This is a genomic window from Companilactobacillus paralimentarius DSM 13238 = JCM 10415 (assembly GCF_001434985.1).
Taxonomy (GTDB): Bacteria; Bacillota; Bacilli; order Lactobacillales; family Lactobacillaceae; genus Companilactobacillus; species Companilactobacillus paralimentarius.
This window is the reverse complement of sequence record NZ_AZES01000090.1, coordinates 1-18,531: the sequence shown is the minus strand read 5'-3', so window position 1 is coordinate 18,531 and position 18,531 is coordinate 1. Positions and strand designations below refer to the sequence as shown.

The window sequence follows — 18,531 nt, the reverse complement described above, 5'->3', positions numbered from 1 at the left end:
TAAAAAAAGTGCTCCTAAAGTTGTTAGATTATGTCTAACAATTTTAGGGCACTTCAAATGCCAATTGGCTTTTACGTCCCTTTTATTTGAAGATCAAAAATGAGATTTTGGAGTTTTTCTCAAATTGTTGTAATTTCTCTTGTAATCTCTATTAAAAAGACATGAGTAAAGAGTATTAAAAAGATATTCAACAGATATTTGAGAAGAAAAATTAGATACTTCAAATGGTGAGTTCTCCTTTTGAGGTATTAATAATACGACGGTTGAATATAGAGCCAATGGATTGTGTTCATCATCTGTAACCGCAATAATTGGAGTGCCGTTTTGTCTAAAATGTTTTGCATCGTTAACTATTTCGGCAGTACTTCCACTTCGGGATGCGATGATGGCCAAGTCATTTTCAGTAGAATGAATAGAAAGATAGAACTGCTCTGCCTGTAGAGGAATTAATTGCACATGATAATTGATTTGTAAGAGTTTGAGTTGAAAATCAGATAAGCGGATGTAGTTACTACTTACACCAATTCCATATATATTTTGAGCCCTTTTGATCAGTGAAATGGCGGTGTTTAATTTCTTTGTAGTTAGGAGATGCTGAGTGGCTAAAATTGTTTCGATTGATAATTTAGATATTTTGCTAGAAATGGTGAGAGGATCATCATTTTTTTCAAAAGGCGTATTAGGATCAATATCTTTTGTAGTTAATAATTTTTGTTCATAATCTCTTGCTAAAAGTATTTTGAAATTCTTGAAACCTGTCGTCCCACATTTTTTGCAGAATCGTACGATTCCAGCGGTAGAAATATGAGTTAATGAAGATAGTTCATATATCGACATTGATAAAACCAACTCAATATTATTGAGAATATATTGTGACAAGATAGTATCGTTACTAGAAAAATGTTCGGCTTTGGTCATTTTACTAATTATTAATGCCATATGTAGTTTCTCCTAAATTTTTGTTTCATCTTTTGAAGCTAATAAAGCTATTTCTATAAAACATTGTTTCGTCATTGCTGCAAAATATTTACCCCTACAATATGACATCTTATTATAATTATAGAATTCACAAAAGGGGGATTACTTTCATGGACGGAATGACAAAATTTGTAGAAGCTAAGATTGTTCCTAAAGTATCCAAAGTAACAGATTTAAGATATTTTCAAGCACTTCGTAATGGATTCTTCGCCATTATGCCATTAACTATAATCGGTTCAATTTTTATGTTGATAACTGATTTTCCAATACAAGGTTATCCGCAATTCATGACAAGTATATTCGGAAATAATTGGGTTGACTTCATTTCACCAGCATATAGAGCGACGTTTAATATGATGGGACTGATGTTTGCTGGAACTATGTCTTATAAATTAGCCGAAAGTTATAAATTAGACAAATTAATGGGAATGGTTCTAGGAATTGTTTCATATGTCGTTGCTTTGCCTAAGACAGTTACAACTGATAAAGGGGTAGTGGTTGATAAAGTGCTATCTTTTGATTGGCTGGGAACGCAGGGCGTTATTACTGCTATTATTACTTCGATTATGACAATCGAAATATTACATTTCTGTGTAAAAAGGAATATTGGAATTAAGATGCCAGATAGTGTTCCGGATATGGTAAGTAAAGCTTTTAGCGCTCTTATTCCGGGATTCTTTATTGTTCTATGTTCTTTAGTTATTAATGGTGTTGGAACTGTTCTTTCAGGTTCTTTCCCTAATATGATCTATTCAATTATTCAAGCACCTATTCAAGGAATAATTGGTGCGCCGTTCGCAATTATATTGGTAGCTGGGTTGAATGGATTACTGTGGTGGTTTGGTATTCATCCTACAGTTATTAATTCCATGCTTTACCCGATTTTATACGCAAATGCCGATAAAAACCAACAATTAGCCGAATTAGGAAAATTAACGACGAGTCATGGTAATTATGGTACTGTTCAAATGCTTGATCAGTTTGCAACGATTGGTGGGGCCGGATGTACGATTGGATTGGCCATTACTATGTTTATAATTGCTAAATCTTCTCGAATGAAAGCAATGTCTAAAATTGCCTTTATTCCATCATTCTTTAATATTAATGAGCCATTGATTTTTGGGTTACCAGTGATTTTTAATCCATTAATGTTGATTCCGATAACTATTGCTCCAATAGTTTCCGTTTCCGTGGCATTTTTATCTATGTCTGTTGGATTTATGCCGATGTTTACTAATATTCAAGCTCCTTGGGCTACGCCATTTGGATTCTCCGGATTTCTGGTTGGAAGTTGGCAAGGTGCAGTGACGCAGATAGTTGGAGTTATTCTTGTAGTTTTAATTTACTATCCATTTGTAAAAGCATTGGATAATCAATACAAGAAAGAAGAGGCCGGTGATTCTTCGGTTGAATATTAAGAGGTATAAAATATGAAAAAAAATAATTATGAAAATATATGTAGTGAAGTCGACGTTAACTCAATCGAATCATACGTACCGATGGCACCAGATATTGTCCAAACAACGTCCTTTCATTTTTCAAACTATGAAGAGTTTATAGACTATAGTTCCGATGAAAAAAATCATTTTGTTTATACTCGTGGATCTAATCCGACGATTAAGTCATTGGAAAATAAACTGGCAGAGTTGGAGCATGGAGAGAAGTGTAAAGTATTCAGTTCAGGTATGGGGGCTATTTCAGCAACTTTATTTACATTATTACAAGCTGGTGATCATTTACTTATGATAAATACGATTTATGGTGAAGCTGTATCGTTCGGAAAATATTTGAGTAAATATGGAGTTATATGTGATCGAGTTGATGTTGACTCGACTGAAGAAATATCTAAATATATTAAACCAGAAACTAAAATGATTTATTTCGAAAGTCCTTCTTCTCAAAAATTTGAAATGCTTGATTTAGATAAAGTAGTATCTATTGCTAAGAAAAATAATATTTATACGGCAATTGACGCAACCTGGGCATCTCCAATTTTTCAAAGCCCATTAGATCATGGAATTGATGTTGTTATTCATTCACTTTCAAAATATTTAGGTGGACATTCGGATAGTGTCGGAGGTTGTGTGATTGGTAAAGAGAAGATAGTAAATGATATTTTTGAGCATGGGCATCAGGCGTTAGGTTCAGTAATAAGTCCATTTAATGCATGGTTAACAATTCGAGGCTTAAGAACTTTACCAGTTAGAATGAAACAGTTTGATAGTAGTATTCGTTATGTTTTAGATGCTATAAAAGATGATGAACGTATTGAAAAAATATATCATCCATATGTATCTACCGGCGAACAAAAGAAAATTGCGGATAAGTATTTAACGGGATATGGTTCTTTGTTCGGATTAGATTTTAAAGATAAAAATTTTGATAAACTGAAAATCTTTGTTAATAGTTTAAAAGTAGTATCCATTGGTGTTAGTTGGGGTGGATTTGAAAGTCTGGCATTACCTTCCTTCAAGGGAAATAATGAAGCTAACTTAAAAGAAAGAGGCTTACCAATTTCTCATGTAAGACTTTATGTTGGGTTGGAGAATCCTGAAACAATTGTTGAAGATTTAAAACAGGCAATGGATAGAGCCTATAAAAAGTAGTGAAAAGCCCCATGTAATCAGTTAATTTAGCTGACTGCATAGGGCTTTTGTTAATTAAAAGGATCTTGCATTTGAGTAACGTAAATAGTCATACGTTCTGAGTAACTGGATTTATTGAACAAACGGTGGATCTCACCATTCAAAAGACTCAAATTATCCGTTATAACGCCATCAGAACCTAAGAAAATCATTCGATCCATTGATTCTTCATCGTTTGCCGTCCAAGCGTAAACTTTCTTGTTTTGCAAATGAGCGCCTTCAATGAATCTAGAATTCAAAGTTGTGTATTCCATCGTGAAGGCATTAGCTTTTGTGATGGGAATTCCAGCCAGATTGAATGACAAGATGTAACTGGCTTTAACTTTAGGCATGTATTCTTTACTTTGCTCGATATATTTATAACTAAGTGAGTGTACCATGTCTTTATCTTGATATAGGCGTGTACCGTATTTTTGAGCAAAATGTTTAACAAAATTATTACTGTTGCCAGGAACTGATTTGAATTCAACTAGTAATTTCTGATTCAATTTTTCTGAAGCAGCAAGATAGTCATCAAAACTGGCAATATAAGCAGTTTTACCATTTTCATGAATCTTAGTTGAAGTTAATTCGTCCAGAGTCATTTGACTAGGTTTTTTATTGATTCCAGCTAGATTGCTCAAAGTATTATCGTGATAGACGACAAATTGATGATCTTTGGTTTCTTGAATATCCATTTCAATATAATCTGGTTTTTCTTTTGAGGTAGCTTGCATTGCAGAAACAGTATTTTGAATGCCATTACCATCATCAACGCCACGGTGTGAAATTGTGACGGGTGGTTCCAATAACCAATTGTTAAAGTAAGTAACATTATAAGTTACAAAACTGATAACAACGACCACAGCCATAATACCCCAGAACCATTTATGACCACGATGTTCTCTTTTTGGATAGAAGTAATGAGTATGTGTATGACTCAACATAATCAGAACAGCAATTCCAGAAGCGTAAATACTGATGAAGATATTAATGAATTGAATCAGTGTCATATTGATGACAGCCATGGTAAAGTCAATTTTTCCAAGGAAAGCTGCTTGATCAATTAACCATTGAAGCATAATTACGATACCAATCAAAACAGTTGCCATAATTGATACAACAGCGATTAACACAAGAAAAATTCCTAAGTAGTGGAGAGTTTTACCACGTGTCATTTCCCAACTACGATTGAGCGCCAACTTAATAGGTTTGTTTTCAAAAATCATAAGTGGTAAGACAAAGAGCCAACGAAGTCCGATGTAGAGGACAATCAGATAGATAGCTCCCAATAAAATTGCTAAAGGAAAGTGTTCCTGTAGTAGCCAATCCAAAATGAATTGTGGAATCTTGACTTTATTCAATAGGGTAGAAGAAATGCCTAAGCTGCCAAAAGGTGTGATGATTAAAAAGTAAAGTAGGAAGAAACCGAAAGCTTTAAAAGGTAAACCTAAAACGTTTTTAGAAACACGTTTCAAATAGTCCCACCAACTCAGACTAGCTTTAGATTTGATGGCTTGGAAACTGATTAAGAGTAAAGTAAATTGCGTAAAAACTAGCAATAGTATTAATAAAAGAATAACGATTAAGCCAATGACTACCAGTGGTTTCTTGATAATGAGGTAGGGCACATTGGTGTAAGAAAGGTATTTAACATTCCCTAAAGAAGTTATTCCGTTAGCTAAGTAGTTAAGAACTGGTACTAAAACGTAAGTGATTATTAATTGAATCAGGATGATGATTTGACTGTACTTCCAGAAGTAGCGCCAAAAATTGCTATTTTGTTTCCGAAATTCGGAAAATATCCCCATATTATTTTTCCCCCGAAGAATTGTTGTATACCTCGTTATTATATAATTATTAATATTAATTGAAAGAAGGAATTGTGATATGCAAATGGGATTATATGATCAACCGTTTGAAGCCATCAAATCGGGCGAAAAAACGATTGAAGTCAGGTTAAATGATGAGAAGCGTTCACAATTACAGGTTAATGATTTTATAGATTTTACAAATCTGACGACTGGTGAAACTTTAAGGGTCAAAGTATTAAGTTTAGAAAAATTTGCAACGTTTAAAGAACTTTTTGCCAAATATTCTGGTTCGATTATTGGTGCACCTGAGAATGAATCAATTGAAGAGTTGGATCAAGAGAATCAGGAGATATATTCATGTGAACGTGAGCAAAAGTATGGTGCTTTAGCTATTAAAATCGAAAAAATCACGAATTCATAATAAAAATGAATTCGTGATTTTTATTTGTTTAGCATAAAGGAAACGGGATTAGTTTGGTTTTGATCGTAAAAAATAAACTTATCAGGTCGGTGATGAGAAACGGTATATTCAAACATAGTTCCGTCATTCGTGAATGAATAGTTTGTCACAATCGGAACGGCGTTATAACCATTCAAATTCAAATATTTTTTATCCTGATCAGTCGCTATACCAAAGGTTAAAATACGCTTGGTAGTAGCAATTGGTTCATTTAGAACGTCATTTAAATATTTGTAGATTGAATCTTGGGCAATACCGATAGTCAAATCTTTAACGACTTTACGCATGAAATAGTTCTCCTCAATGATGTAATTATCATCACCGATAGAACGAAGCCGTTTAATGTAATAGACGGGTGTACCAACAGGAAAAGTACTTTCTAAAGCCATTTTCTTGTTGATTTCAATTTCATCGAATAAAAGGACACTAGTTCTGAATTTAATTTTATTACGATCGGCCATTTGACTAAACGAATGGCTGCCCTTTTTTATTAAATTGTTTTCTAAATTAGCGTTATAAAGAACTATAACGCCTTTGCCACGAATACTTTGAACGTAACCGTCGGCACCTAATTTTTTAATAGCTCGACGAAGAGTATTTCGGGAACAGTTGTATTCAAGAATCAAATTGGTTTCTGAAGGTATTTTTTCTTGGTACTTGTATTCTTCATTCTTAATTCGCTTTTTCAAGTCTTCATAAATCACATCGTATTTATTGTTTGCGATAATATCACCCCTCCAGAAATCATTTATATCTACAATTATTACTGTTTTGATTTAATTTTACAAATGCAATTCGCTAGCAAAATAGAGAAAGGCACTAGCGGTCCATGAGAATGATTTATCTCGTAGGCCGACACCGGTCTTAGCATCAAAGTTTTCAGCAAAACCATATGTTTTCACAGTTTTACAGAAACTATCGGCAATTTTTTGAGCTAATTCTATTTCACCAGCATCTTTTAATGCTTCATACATTATCACGGATGAAGGGCCCCAAATAGGACCACGCCAATAAGCATCGTCTTGATAAAACGGACTATCAAGAGCTTCAGTTGCGATACCAAAACTAGTAATGAAATGTTGTTTGATATCTTCAGTGATGGCATCGATTTGTTGATGATTTAATTCCTTACATGCAATTAGCGAAATGAGAGGTAAGAGTGCATGGGACTCTATTTTTTTACCTGTGAACATTTCTCTAGCAAAAGGCAGGTTATTCTTATCGAAAAAGTAACTTTTAAATTTAACAGTTAGAATGGCCTTTTTCTTGGACCAATATTCTATCTGTTCTGGTAGATTAAGTTGTTTGGATAGTTTAATCAAATAATTCATAGCGAAGATCAAATAGGCTGAAAGGTCAGGTGAATCAACAACGGTATTTTGAGTGAAAACAGTGCTGTTATCTTGTCCGCTATCGTTACCATGGTCGTATTCGCAGATACCATCCTCGTTGGAATCCTTATATTTCAAATAGAAGTTAACTTGTTTACTGATCCAGTAATGAATTTCAAATAATTGTGTATCTGTAAATTTCATCTTTTGAGCCATTTTAGCAAAAATGTAAGCGTGAATTGGTGGTTTAGAAAAATTCCATCTAATTGTCGAATCGCTGACTGATCCTGGTAACTGACCGAATTTATCTTGATGTTGAAAAATAACCTTCATCTGATTCCAAGCTAGTTGGTTGTCTACTCCGGCCAAAGCCAGAGCCATAAAACAGTGATCCCAACTCCAAACGCCAGGAAATTTATTGTTGGAAGCGTAGATAGAAGTAATTTTTAAATTACCTTCAGGAAAAACTGTGGCAGACCAGAGGGTATAAATTGCATCTAGTTGAATATTTTTATAATTTGATTGAACAAGTTGAAATTGTCGAGCGAAATCATGAAAATTTTGTTCGGCAATTTTTTCGATTAAAGAGAAATCAAGTTTATCATTGTCAGGCTTTTGCATATTAGTTGGTATATCTTGAATAACGGCAATAGCAGACGAATTGTCTTCTTGAGGGAATATGTCAATAAACGAACTATTATTAGCTGTTTTATTGCTTCCAGTGGCATCCACAGTCAGTGATTGGGATAGATGGGAAGGGCAATTAGTAGTGTAAACCAAATATTTAGTGAGATTCTTGTAGCTGTTGACTATGTAGTAGGGAGACTCTTTTTTACCTAGTTGGAAATTGTATTCAAAATTGAACTTAGGATGTGATGCGAAGCGGACTCCTAAGCGGTCAGTGCTGTAAAAAACAATTTTTTGAGCAGTATTGAAACATATTTTGACTTTACCAAAATCGGAGATTAGCTCTAATAAAGTGTAGTTTTCTACTACCTTGAAGGGAACGGGATTACCATTGTGGGTAACTAAGATTTCAATACTATCCATATTTCCTTTAGATTTACCGTGTAGAGATTGAAGCCATAATTTATCATCATGTTTGAAAATGGACATGTATGAACCGTAATAACTAAAGGGTACTGAATTAATATTCATCATATTTATCACCAACTAAATTAATCATATTTTTATTCTAATGCCTATGAATAGACACTTGTTAAAACATATATATTATATCTTGATAAACTAGTTTAAACAAGTTATACTTGCTTTGTTCTTCGGAAATATATAAATAATTTTAGGGGAGATGATCTTATGGCTGATATGAAAGGTGATGTTACCAAAATCATCGAATTGATCGGTGGCAAAGATAATATCGAATCAGCAACTCACTGTATTACCAGATTAAGACTCATTCTTAAAGATCAATCGAAAGTTAATGATAAAGAATTAGAAAAAGTTGATATTGTTCAGGGAACCTTTTTGGCAGGAGGACAATTTCAAATCGTCATCGGACCAAGTGTTCCGAAAGTTTATGATGAATTTATTAAACAAACAGGAGTGCAAGAAGCATCAGTAGAGTCTGTTAAACAAGAAGGACGTAATAAACAAGGTGCTTTGCAACGGTTAGTAAGATTACTGGGTGATATATTTATTCCTATCATTCCGGCTATTGTTGCCGCAGGTTTATTGATGGGTATCAATAATGTTTTGAGTAATAAAGGAATCTTTTATCCAAATGCATCATTCATTCAAATGCATACAGAATGGAAGGGTGTTAATGATATTATTCAACTGATTGCACAAACCTCATTTTCATTCTTGCCTGCATTGATTGGGTGGTCAGCCGTTAAAAAATTTGGTGGAAATCCATTATTGGGTATCGTATTAGGCCTAATCTTGGTTAACCCCGCTTTAACAAGTGCCTATGATTATGCTTCACATCCAGCCGCTACTCCAACATGGAATTTGTTTGGTTGGCACGTCTCCCAAGTCGGTTATCAAGGGCAAGTTATTCCAGTGTTGGTAGCCGCGTGGGTATTGGTTAAACTGGAGAAATACTTTGAGAAACATCTTCCTGATACATTACAACTAATCTTAGTAGCACCTTTAACACTCTTAATTACCGGATTTGCTTCATTCCTAGTTATTGGACCTGTTACTATGACTGGTGCTAACTGGATTACTAAAGGCGTTGTTTCAATCTTTAATGCTGTTCCTGTTCTCGGTGGTGCGTTGTATGGCTTCATTTGTGCACCATTGGTTATTACTGGGATGCACCATCTATTTTTGGGTGTCAATTTACAAATGGCCGGAACACTTGGTTATGTAACGCTTTGGCCAGTTGGAGAACCAGTTACAATGGCTCAAGGTGCCGCTTGTCTAGCAATGGCATATATTTTTAGAAAAGATGCCAAGAAGAAAAACGTCGCTTGGTCTAGTGGTTTATCTTCATTCTTAGGTATTACAGAACCGGCCATTTATGGTGTTAACTTGAAAAATAGATATCCTTTCGTTGCCGTTATGTTGTCGGGTGCCTTTGGTGGTGCTTGGATGGGATTCTGGCAAGTACGTTCATCAAGCGTCGGTGTTGGTGGCGTTTTAAGCTTTTTAAGTGTCTTCCCTAAACAGTGGGGTTTTTACCTTGCTGGTGAAGTCATGACATTCATTCTGACCATCGTTTTAACATTTACTCTTTCTAGAACTAAATTGAATGCGGATAGAAATATTGGCAATGATGAAGTGGCTCATGATTTAACAGCCTTTGCTACTGGAAAAACTGAAGCCATTGAAAATGTTCCCGATGAAATGTTTTCTAAGAAACAATTAGGTGATGGTATCGCCATTAATCCTACAAGTGATAAATTAGTTGCTCCAGCTAATGGTCAAGTTACAGTTGTTATGCAAGGCAGTAATCATGCCGTTGGTTTAACTTTGAATGATGGAACTGAAGTTTTACTCCATATTGGGGTTGATACCGTTGATATGAAAGGTGACGGCTTCAAACCATTAGTTGAAGTTAATGACCACGTTAAAGCCGGACAGACTCTGATTAAGTTTGATAGTAAAAAAATCAAGGCTGCCGGACACAGTAATATTGTAATTATGGCAATTACTAAACAAGGCGACGATATTAAGTCGATTACTTACATGAAACCAAATCAAGAAGTCATAGCTGGTAAGAGTGTTGTGGGTGACATTGATTATCTAGCTGATGCGGCGAAAACTGCTCTGGCTTAAACTACCGTTCTCTGTATTCTTCAATTCTTATTCCAGACTAAAAAAGATGTTCATATCAACCAGATTTAATTGGTTAATGTGAACACCTTTTTTCTATGCTTCTAGATTATTTTGTATTATCAAGAAAATCAATGAAGAGTTTTTCGTAAATATCAATAAAGTTAAGGTACATTTGCTTGTCAACATGTTCGTTGATTTGGTGAGGTGTATCGTTACCAGGTCCAGCAATCAAAAATGGTAGATCACTAGGCTTTTTTTGAACCAAGTTGGAGGCGTCGGTAACAGCTGAAATTGGTGTGACGTGAACTTCTTCATTGGTATATTGCTCCATTAATTTCTTCATAGGAGCAACAAGTGCATTCTTAGGATCCATTAAAACAGGAAACTCGTTCATGTAGGCATCAAAACTGATTTTTGCACCTTGATCGTTATATTTCTTAATCAAATCATTTAAAACGTCAATGACCTTTTGATTATCATATTCAGGAATTGTTCGTGCATTGATCTCAGCCTCAGCGTGGTCAGGAATGGAATTAACCTGTGTACCACCATTGATCAAAGTTGTATTGAAAATTAATGGACCGATTGAATCGTGTTTAATATTTTCGTCACGGAAAGTTTTATTAGCATCAATTAAAAGATTCATTAGGGGATCAATCGCATTGAATCCTTTTTCAGGCATAGAACTGTGGCTAGCCTTACCCTTGGAAGTGAATTTGATATCCATCGAACCTTTTTCAGCGTAACCGATATTGTAACCAGAAGGTTCACCAATAACTAAACCATCAACATCATCCATTGAACCATCTTTGAGAAAATATCCTGATCCTTCTTCACCGACTTCTTCACCCATAGTAGCCATTAAGCGAATGGTACCCTTTTGGGGAAGTCCTTGATGATGCAATTCAATCATAGTAATGATTAGGGCAGCTAAACCAGATTTCATATCTGTAGCACCACGACCGTAGAGCTGACCATCTTTTTCAGTTAGTTGGTAGGGATCGCTATTCCAATCGTCAAGATTACCAGCAGCAACAACATCCATATGTCCTGAAATGCCTAAGACAGGTTTACCATGTCCGATTTCAGCGACTAAGTTAGCACGGTTGTCACGAATAATTTTGATTTCTGATTCGATATCGTATTTAGCCAATAAGTCTTTAAGATAAGAAGCAACCTTTAATTCGTTGTCGTTATCCGATTTAATTGCGACTAAATCCTTTAAAACGTCTAAACTTTGTTCCTCAGTAAAGAATTTCATGCTATTTCCCTCCAAATTGTAATTTGCTCAATAATTTTGATATATATTTTCAATATCTTAATTATTTATTGTAACTATAAGCTCATGGTAACAGATGTTTGTGTTGAAAGTTTGAAGAAAAGCCTCAATAATGGGGTTTTAAAAATAAATAATTAATTTTAAATTAAATTATTTAATTTATAGTGTTGAGGAGACGGATTCTAAGTTTAAATTACGTAAATTCAATAATATTGGGTGCGAAAGGATTCAAATAGACCGCTTTTTTCTCTAATTTTTTCAAAAGGGATATCTGGTAAGATGCTAGTTGAAAGAGGTGTAGTCGATGATTCAGCCTAAAATTGTAGAAGATTATTTAGAAAAAGGATCTTTTTTTGATATTTATGAAGAGGAAGACTTTTACTTAACCAATCGATTGTTAAAGGGAGAGTTTCTAGAAGATCAGGAAATCAGACATCCTATGATTGAAAAAACAATTTTTGATCATATGACTTTTAGTAATTGCCAGTTTGAAAAAATTGAATTAACTGATGTGATTTTTAAGGGATGCGATCTATCTAATTGCACACTAGATGAGGCTAGTTTGTATCGAGTTGAGTTTCGTAATTGTAAATTAGTTGGAACCAATCTTGATCAGTCGTATTTAAATAATGTTGAATTCAATAATTGTTTGATGGATATGTCGGTTCTTAATCGAATGAATCTGAAAAATGTCAATTTTATTAATACCAGCTTAAAAGATGTTAGTTTTAATGAAAATAAATTGAAGAAGACTATTTTTGATAATTGTGAACTGAATAAAATGAATCTATTGGGAACTGAACTTAAAGGAATTGATTTTAGCAGTTGTCGCTTTGAATCGATTGATATTGATGAATTTTCGGCTAAAGGACTTAAAGTTAATAGTGATCAAGCCAATTTTTTTGCCCGATATTTTTTAGGATTAGTGATTAAATATTGAAAAAAAATTATTATCTATCCTAGAATCGATAAAAGTAACCACTACAACGCTATATATCTAATATAGGAATATTTTATTGAACAAATCCAATCATTTGAGCTGGCAATCATTTTGATTAATGTAACGACGATTTGTGAACAGGCTCAAATGATGATTTCTCAAAATTTGAAATAAGACTACCATATGTTGTGCTGATGTGCTATATATCACAACATCTGGTATTTAGTAGTCTTATTTTTTTTGTTATAATTTTGTAAAATGATATCAGTATTTAATAACTAGGGGGAAGAATATGATTACCAAATTGCAAAAATTAGTTTCCATTCCTGTAGAAAAAAGAAGTGGGACAGTGACTAATTTTTATCCCTATAAAATAGAATTTGTTTTGGATCAACTCCAATTGAATTCTCAACAAAAAGATATAGTGATTTCTGAATTAGTCTCTCGCTTTGCTGATTTGAAACTTTTAACAACTACTCAAATTCATGGGCTTATTTTTCGTGTTTTGAATGATAATGACATGGAAGAACAAGCAGAGACGTATGAACGTTATTTTCAAGCGGATCAAGATAAATTTTCACGTGCAACCAATGTTCAATTAAATATTGAGCGTTTATTTAATCGTAATGAAGATGTTGTACATGAGAATGCTAACAAGGATAGTAATATTTTCAATACACAACGTGATCTGGAAGCTGGTGTTGCCAGTCGTGCTATGGGATTAAAAATGTTGCCAGAGTTGGTTGCCAAAGCACATTTACGTGGTGATATTCACTGGCATGATTTGGATTATTCACCAGTTACGCCAGAAACTAATTGCTGTTTGATCGATTTTGATGAAATGCTGAGCAATGGTTTTAAAATTGGAAATGCCTGGGTATCTTCACCACGTTCTATTCAAACTGCAACTGCACAAATGTCTCAAATTATCGCGAATGTAGCCTCACTTCAATACGGTGGATGTTCGGCTAATCGTATTGATCAATTGTTGGCACCGTATGCGGAGATAAATTATCAAAAGCATCTCAAAGATGCGCGTAAATGGATTGCAGAAGATAAGCAAGTTGAATTTGCTCAAGAAAAGACGCGTAAGGATATTTATGATGCTATGCAAGCCTTGGAGTACGAAATCAATACTCTTTATTCATCTCAAGGGCAAACGCCTTTTACGACGATTAATTTTGGTTTGGGAACAAGTTGGATCGAACGTGCTATTCAAAAATCAATTTTGGAAATCAGAATTAAGGGACTAGGTAAGGAACATCGGACAGCCATTTTTCCTAAGTTAACTTTTACTATTAAACGTGGTTTGAATTTGAACCCTGGTGATCCTAATTACGATATCAAAACTTTAGCACTCGAATGTTCAACTAAACGGATGTATCCTGATTTGTTGATGTATGACAAGATCAAAGAAATTACAGGTAGTTTTAAAACTCCAATGGGATGCCGTTCTTTCTTACAAGGTTGGAAGGATGAAAATGGCAAAGAAGTTAATTCAGGTAGAATGAACCTCGGCGTTGTAACGGTTAATTTACCTAGAATTGCTTTAGAATCTCAAGGTAATTCCGATTTATTTTGGGAAATATTTGAGGAAAAAATGCAGATTTGTCATACTGCCCTAGCTTATCGTATCGAACGTACTAAGCAAGCTAAACCAGAGAATGCACCACTATTGTATATGTATGGTGCCTTTGGTAAGCGTCTAAAGAAAACTGATAGTATTGATGAGTTATTCAAGAACGAACGTGCAACGGTATCTTTAGGCTATATTGGTTTATATGAGGTATGTACGGCCTTTTTCGGCGATAAGTGGGAGAACAATCAAGCAGCACATGACTTTGCAGAGAAAATTGTTAAAGCCTTACATGATAAATGTTCACAGTGGGCTAAAGAAAGTGGTTATCATTATAGCCTTTATTCCACGCCGGCAGAATCGTTGACTGATACATTTTGTCGCGATGATTTGGAAAAATTTGGGTCTATTCCTAACATAACGGAGAAAGAATATTACACTAATAGTTTCCATTATGATGTACGCAAGCACCCTAATCCATTTGAGAAATTAACTTTTGAAGAAGTCTTTCCTAAATATGCATCGGGTGGATTTATTCATTACTGTGAGTACCCTAATTTACGTCAAAATCCTAAGGCATTAGAAGCAGTCTGGGATTGGGCTTATGATCACGTTGGCTATTTGGGAACCAATACTTCGATTGATCAGTGTTTCAAGTGTGGTTTCAAAGGTGAATTCAATGCTACTGCCCGTGGTTTTGTTTGTCCAGAGTGTGGCAATCATGATCCACAATTTTGCGATGTTGTTAAGAGAACTTGTGGATATTTAGGCAATCCTCAACAACGTCCAATGATTCACGGCCGCCACGTTGAAATAGCTTCACGTAGAAAGAATATGACTTCGGAGATGATAAAGCATGCAGCAAAATATGAGAGAGCCAAACAATCCGACTCCCAAAGAATGGTTAAGCAAGGACCACAGTCTTAAGAGAATTGCTGACTATAAGCCATTTAATTTTGTTGACGGTGAAGGCGTCAGATGTAGTTTATACGTTTCAGGATGCATGTTCAGATGTCCCGGTTGTTACAACGTAGCTGCACAAGATTTTCGATATGGAAAACCGTACACAAAAGAATTAGAAGATAAAATCATTGCAGATCTTGGACAAAGTTATGTACAAGGATTGACCCTATTAGGTGGAGAACCATTTTTGAACACAGAAGTCTGTCTTTCATTGTGCAAACGAATTCGAAAAGAATATGGACATACCAAAGATATCTGGTCATGGACAGGATATTCATGGGATGAAATGATGAAAGAATCAGACGATAAGCTAGAATTACTATCATTACTAGATATTTTAGTAGATGGTAGATTCTTGTTGAGAAAAAAAGATCTGACCCTACAATTCAGAGGATCATCTAATCAGAGAATTATAGATGTACCCAAATCATTAGCTAGTGGAAAAGTAGTTATTTGGGATAAACTCGTAAAGTAGAGAACAAGACAAAGGAATTGTTTTGTGAAGCTATGATAATGAAGAAACACAACAATCTAACAAGGTTGTTGTGTTTTTTATTAAGTCTTCTAGTTGACAAATGTAAACTTTGAGAATAGTATAATGTATGTAGTTTACAAATGTAAACATAAATTGAGGAATTTGAGGAGAGATATTTATGACAAAGGTGATCGTACTAATCGTTGGTTTAGCAATTATAGGATTTATTCTTTGGTGGTTCTTCGGCAATCATCAGGTAGATCAAACAACTGCTAATGTAAAAGATAACAATCAGAGTGTTGATGTTGAAGTTAATGGTGGGTACTCACCTGAAGTCGTTACTCTGAAAAAAGGAGTCCCCGCTACAATTAATTTCACCAGAAAAGATGCTTCCAGTTGTTTGGATCGTGTTGTCTTTTCAGACTTTGGTATTAATCAAGAATTACCACAAAATGAACAAAGAACGGTTGAAATTGATACTAGCAAGTCTGGTGAATTCAATTGGGCTTGTGGTATGGATATGTTTCACGGCAAAGTAATCATTAAATAAAGAGGAGAAAATTATTATGGTTGAGAAGGTACAAAAGGTTAACGTTACAGTCGCAGGTGGATATGATCCAGCAGTTGTCAATTTGAAAAAAGATGTTCCTGCAGAAATTACTTTTACCAGAACTAATGCACAGGGATGTTTGGATGTTGTTCACTCTAAGACAATGAATTTTGAAAAACAGTTACCACTAAATGTTGCTCAAACAGTTACAGTTTCAACTGATAAGGCTGGTGAGTTTGAGTTCAGTTGTGGTATGGATATGTTTTCTGGAAAGGTAGTGATTCAATGATGACAATTACAAAACGTTTTTGGATTGCTTTAATCTTTTCACTACCAATGCTAGTAGGAATGATTCTGATGCCGTTTGGTATTATGATTCCCGGCGGTGAATGGACTCAATTCATTTTGACGACCATCGTTATGGCGGTGGCTGCACGGCCATTTTTACAGAGTGCTTGGGCCTCATTCAAAAAGCATCATTCAAACATGGATACCTTAGTAGCTATCGGTACTGCCACAGCCTATATCTACAGTATTTATGCCATGATTACTCATCAGAGTGTTTTCTTTGAAAGTGCAGCTTTTGTTGTTACTTTCGTTTTACTAGGACAAGTTTTCGAAGAGAGAATGCGTAATAACGCTTTAAATGTAATCGAGAAATTGGTTGATTTGCAGGCTAAAGAAGCTGAAGTTATGCGTGATGGCAAATTAGTAAAAATACCACTAGCTGAAGTTGTTCAAGGTGATTTAATCAGAGTTAAGCCGGGTCAAAAAATTGCGGTCGATGGTGTCATTACTGAAGGAAGTTCGACGGTTGATGAATCAATGGTTACTGGTGAAAGTATGCCTGTAACTAAAAAAATCGGTGATAAAGTTATTGGTTCAACTATGAATAGCAACGGAACTTTCATGTTTAAAGCTGAAAAAGTCGGTAGTGATACAATGTTGTCACAAATTGTTGAATTGGTTAAAAAGGCTCAAAATAGTCACGCTCCTATTCAAAATTTGACTGATAAAGTTTCTGAAATTTTTGTACCGGTTGTCTTGATTCTTTCAATCTTGACGTTCTTAGTTTGGTACGTTTTCTTGGGTGCCACAATTGCTCAAGCTCTTATTTTTGCGGTTTCCGTGGTTGTTATCGCATGTCCATGTGCTTTGGGCTTAGCAACACCAACTGCTTTAATGGTTGGAACTGGTCGTGGAGCTAAAATGGGTATTTTGATCAAGAATGGTGAGGTTCTTGAAGAAGTTAACGATATTAAGACAGTTGTAATGGATAAGACTGGTACTATTACAAAAGGTAAGCCCGAAGTTACTGATATCGTTGGGGATTCACAACAAGTTTTGAAACTCGCTGCTGCTTTGGAAGAATCATCTGAACATCCATTGGCTACAGCTATTTTGGATAAGGCTAAGGCAGACGCGATTCAAGCAGACAAGGCTGATTCATTCCAGGCTATTGAAGGTAAAGGTGTTGAAGCTATTGTTAATGGTCAAAAGGCCTTTGTTGGAAATGACAAATTGTTAAATGATGTTAAAATTTCTACTGATTTAGAAAATAAAATGGTGCATCTACAAAACGAAGCCAAAACGGTGGTCTTTGTTGGTTTGAATCAAGAAGTTATCGGTATGATTGCCATTCAAGATGCTCCTAAAGCTACATCGAAAGAAGCTATCGCCACTTTGAAAGCTCGTGGATTAAGAACCGTTATGTTAACAGGTGATAATGCACGTGTTGCTAAAGCCATTGCTCAAGAAGTTGGGATTGATGAAGTTATCGCAGATGTTTTGCCTGGTGATAAGGCTGATCATGTCGAGGAACTTCAAAAGAAGGGTAAAGTAGCGTTTGTTGGTGATGGTATCAATGATGCACCGGCCTTGACAATGGCTGATGTTGGTATCGCTATGGGATCTGGAACGGATATAGCAATTGAGTCAGGCGGAATTGTTCTAATGAAAAATGATCTACGTGATGTTGCTAAAGCTCTTGAATTGAGTAAGAAGACTTTTAATCGTATCAAACTCAATTTGTTCTGGGCTTTCATCTATAATGTTTTGGGAATCCCTGTTGCGGCTGGATTATTCTTTGCCGTCGGTTTGACATTGAGCCCTGAATTAGCCGGATTGGCCATGGCTTTCAGTTCCTTGTCAGTTGTAACTAGCTCTGTCTTGTTAAATAAAGCTAAGATTGATACTAAAATTAAAACAGTATAGTCAATGAATTCGAAAAAGGTACTAATCATGAAGTGCAATAAAAAAGTTAGACATTTTTATAAGTTTTAAAAAATCATGGATTGT

The 18,531-nt window shown here is 35.0% G+C and carries 15 protein-coding genes; 10 read left to right on the top strand and 5 right to left on the bottom strand.

Annotated features, from left to right (window positions below; genetic code table 11):
• Positions 1-93: 93 nt before the first annotated feature.
• On the bottom strand, positions 94-939 hold the full coding sequence (locus FD33_RS07950) for a MurR/RpiR family transcriptional regulator (protein ID WP_025086257.1): 846 nt from the start codon (positions 937-939) through the stop codon (positions 94-96).
• A 149-nt stretch (positions 940-1,088) separates the two neighbouring features.
• On the opposite strand from FD33_RS07950, the gene FD33_RS07945 reads away from it, so the two are divergent.
• Together FD33_RS07945 and FD33_RS07940 are read left to right on the top strand one after the other, a co-directional pair.
• Positions 1,089-2,396, top strand: a complete 1,308-nt coding sequence (locus FD33_RS07945; RefSeq protein ID WP_025086258.1) for a PTS sugar transporter subunit IIC — start codon at positions 1,089-1,091, stop codon at positions 2,394-2,396.
• Positions 2,397-2,408: 12 nt separating this feature from the next.
• Positions 2,409-3,584: an aminotransferase class I/II-fold pyridoxal phosphate-dependent enzyme gene (locus FD33_RS07940; protein ID WP_056955887.1), complete on the top strand. Its 1,176-nt coding sequence runs from the start codon at positions 2,409-2,411 to the stop codon at positions 3,582-3,584.
• A 50-nt stretch (positions 3,585-3,634) separates the two neighbouring features.
• On the opposite strand, the gene FD33_RS07935 is transcribed toward FD33_RS07940, so the two are convergent.
• Complete coding sequence (locus FD33_RS07935) at positions 3,635-5,413, bottom strand: glycerophosphoryl diester phosphodiesterase membrane domain-containing protein (protein WP_025086260.1); 1,779 nt, start codon at positions 5,411-5,413, stop codon at positions 3,635-3,637.
• 79 nt (positions 5,414-5,492) lie between these two features.
• Between FD33_RS07935 and FD33_RS07930 the strand changes: the two genes are divergently transcribed.
• Positions 5,493-5,837, top strand: coding sequence for an ASCH domain-containing protein (locus FD33_RS07930; protein WP_025085845.1), 345 nt, complete (start codon positions 5,493-5,495; stop codon positions 5,835-5,837).
• A gap of 20 nt (positions 5,838-5,857) precedes the next feature.
• Here the strand turns inward: FD33_RS07930 and FD33_RS07925 are convergent, their stop codons facing one another.
• Together FD33_RS07925 and FD33_RS07920 are read right to left on the bottom strand one after the other, a co-directional pair.
• Positions 5,858-6,580 (bottom strand): GntR family transcriptional regulator, encoded by a 723-nt coding sequence (locus FD33_RS07925; protein WP_227005309.1) that lies wholly within the window; start codon positions 6,578-6,580, stop codon positions 5,858-5,860.
• Positions 6,581-6,658: 78 nt separating this feature from the next.
• Positions 6,659-8,368 (bottom strand): amylo-alpha-1,6-glucosidase, encoded by a 1,710-nt coding sequence (locus FD33_RS07920; protein ID WP_082603708.1) that lies wholly within the window; start codon positions 8,366-8,368, stop codon positions 6,659-6,661.
• A 156-nt stretch (positions 8,369-8,524) separates the two neighbouring features.
• On the opposite strand from FD33_RS07920, the gene FD33_RS07915 reads away from it, so the two are divergent.
• Positions 8,525-10,450 (top strand): PTS sugar transporter subunit IIBCA, encoded by a 1,926-nt coding sequence (locus tag FD33_RS07915; protein ID WP_025085842.1) that lies wholly within the window; start codon positions 8,525-8,527, stop codon positions 10,448-10,450.
• Positions 10,451-10,556: 106 nt separating this feature from the next.
• Here FD33_RS07915 and FD33_RS07910 read toward each other — a convergent pair whose 3' ends face one another.
• Positions 10,557-11,711, bottom strand: coding sequence for an ArgE/DapE family deacylase (locus FD33_RS07910; RefSeq protein WP_056955885.1), 1,155 nt, complete (start codon positions 11,709-11,711; stop codon positions 10,557-10,559).
• Positions 11,712-12,033: 322 nt separating this feature from the next.
• Between FD33_RS07910 and FD33_RS07905 the strand changes: the two genes are divergently transcribed.
• From FD33_RS07905 to FD33_RS07880, 6 genes are all read left to right on the top strand, one after another.
• Positions 12,034-12,669, top strand: coding sequence for a pentapeptide repeat-containing protein (locus FD33_RS07905; RefSeq protein ID WP_025085841.1), 636 nt, complete (start codon positions 12,034-12,036; stop codon positions 12,667-12,669).
• A 292-nt stretch (positions 12,670-12,961) separates the two neighbouring features.
• Positions 12,962-15,172, top strand: coding sequence for an anaerobic ribonucleoside-triphosphate reductase (gene nrdD / locus FD33_RS07900; protein WP_056955884.1), 2,211 nt, complete (start codon positions 12,962-12,964; stop codon positions 15,170-15,172).
• A complete protein-coding gene (gene nrdG, locus FD33_RS07895; RefSeq protein ID WP_025085840.1) occupies positions 15,102-15,683 on the top strand; it encodes an anaerobic ribonucleoside-triphosphate reductase activating protein in 582 nt (193 codons plus the stop codon). Before nrdD ends, nrdG begins: the two co-directional genes overlap by 71 nt.
• A gap of 178 nt (positions 15,684-15,861) precedes the next feature.
• Positions 15,862-16,233 carry a cupredoxin domain-containing protein gene (locus tag FD33_RS07890; RefSeq protein ID WP_025085839.1) on the top strand — a complete coding sequence of 124 codons (372 nt, stop codon included), beginning with the start codon at positions 15,862-15,864 and terminating at the stop codon, positions 16,231-16,233.
• A 16-nt stretch (positions 16,234-16,249) separates the two neighbouring features.
• Complete coding sequence (locus FD33_RS07885; protein ID WP_025085838.1) at positions 16,250-16,522, top strand: cupredoxin domain-containing protein; 273 nt, start codon at positions 16,250-16,252, stop codon at positions 16,520-16,522.
• Positions 16,522-18,447, top strand: a complete 1,926-nt coding sequence (locus tag FD33_RS07880; protein WP_082603709.1) for a copper-translocating P-type ATPase — start codon at positions 16,522-16,524, stop codon at positions 18,445-18,447. The genes FD33_RS07885 and FD33_RS07880 overlap by 1 nt, the downstream gene beginning before the upstream one ends.
• Positions 18,448-18,531 lie beyond the last annotated feature (84 nt).

What these genes read in the sequence shown, in the direction of transcription:
- FD33_RS07950 (WP_025086257.1), bottom strand. Translation starts at nt 939, where the DNA reads ATGGCATTAATAATTAGTAAAATGACCAAAGCCGAACATTTTTCTAGT.
- FD33_RS07945 (WP_025086258.1), top strand. Translation starts at nt 1,089, where the DNA reads ATGGACGGAATGACAAAATTTGTAGAAGCTAAGATTGTTCCTAAAGTA.
- FD33_RS07940 (WP_056955887.1), top strand. Translation starts at nt 2,409, where the DNA reads ATGAAAAAAAATAATTATGAAAATATATGTAGTGAAGTCGACGTTAAC.
- FD33_RS07935 (WP_025086260.1), bottom strand. Translation starts at nt 5,413, where the DNA reads ATGGGGATATTTTCCGAATTTCGGAAACAAAATAGCAATTTTTGGCGC.
- FD33_RS07930 (WP_025085845.1), top strand. Translation starts at nt 5,493, where the DNA reads ATGCAAATGGGATTATATGATCAACCGTTTGAAGCCATCAAATCGGGC.
- FD33_RS07920 (WP_082603708.1), bottom strand. Translation starts at nt 8,368, where the DNA reads ATGATGAATATTAATTCAGTACCCTTTAGTTATTACGGTTCATACATG.
- FD33_RS07915 (WP_025085842.1), top strand. Translation starts at nt 8,525, where the DNA reads ATGGCTGATATGAAAGGTGATGTTACCAAAATCATCGAATTGATCGGT.
- FD33_RS07910 (WP_056955885.1), bottom strand. Translation starts at nt 11,711, where the DNA reads ATGAAATTCTTTACTGAGGAACAAAGTTTAGACGTTTTAAAGGATTTA.
- FD33_RS07905 (WP_025085841.1), top strand. Translation starts at nt 12,034, where the DNA reads ATGATTCAGCCTAAAATTGTAGAAGATTATTTAGAAAAAGGATCTTTT.
- nrdD (WP_056955884.1), top strand. Translation starts at nt 12,962, where the DNA reads ATGATTACCAAATTGCAAAAATTAGTTTCCATTCCTGTAGAAAAAAGA.
- nrdG (WP_025085840.1), top strand. Translation starts at nt 15,102, where the DNA reads ATGCAGCAAAATATGAGAGAGCCAAACAATCCGACTCCCAAAGAATGG.
- FD33_RS07890 (WP_025085839.1), top strand. Translation starts at nt 15,862, where the DNA reads ATGACAAAGGTGATCGTACTAATCGTTGGTTTAGCAATTATAGGATTT.
- FD33_RS07885 (WP_025085838.1), top strand. Translation starts at nt 16,250, where the DNA reads ATGGTTGAGAAGGTACAAAAGGTTAACGTTACAGTCGCAGGTGGATAT.
- FD33_RS07880 (WP_082603709.1), top strand. Translation starts at nt 16,522, where the DNA reads ATGACAATTACAAAACGTTTTTGGATTGCTTTAATCTTTTCACTACCA.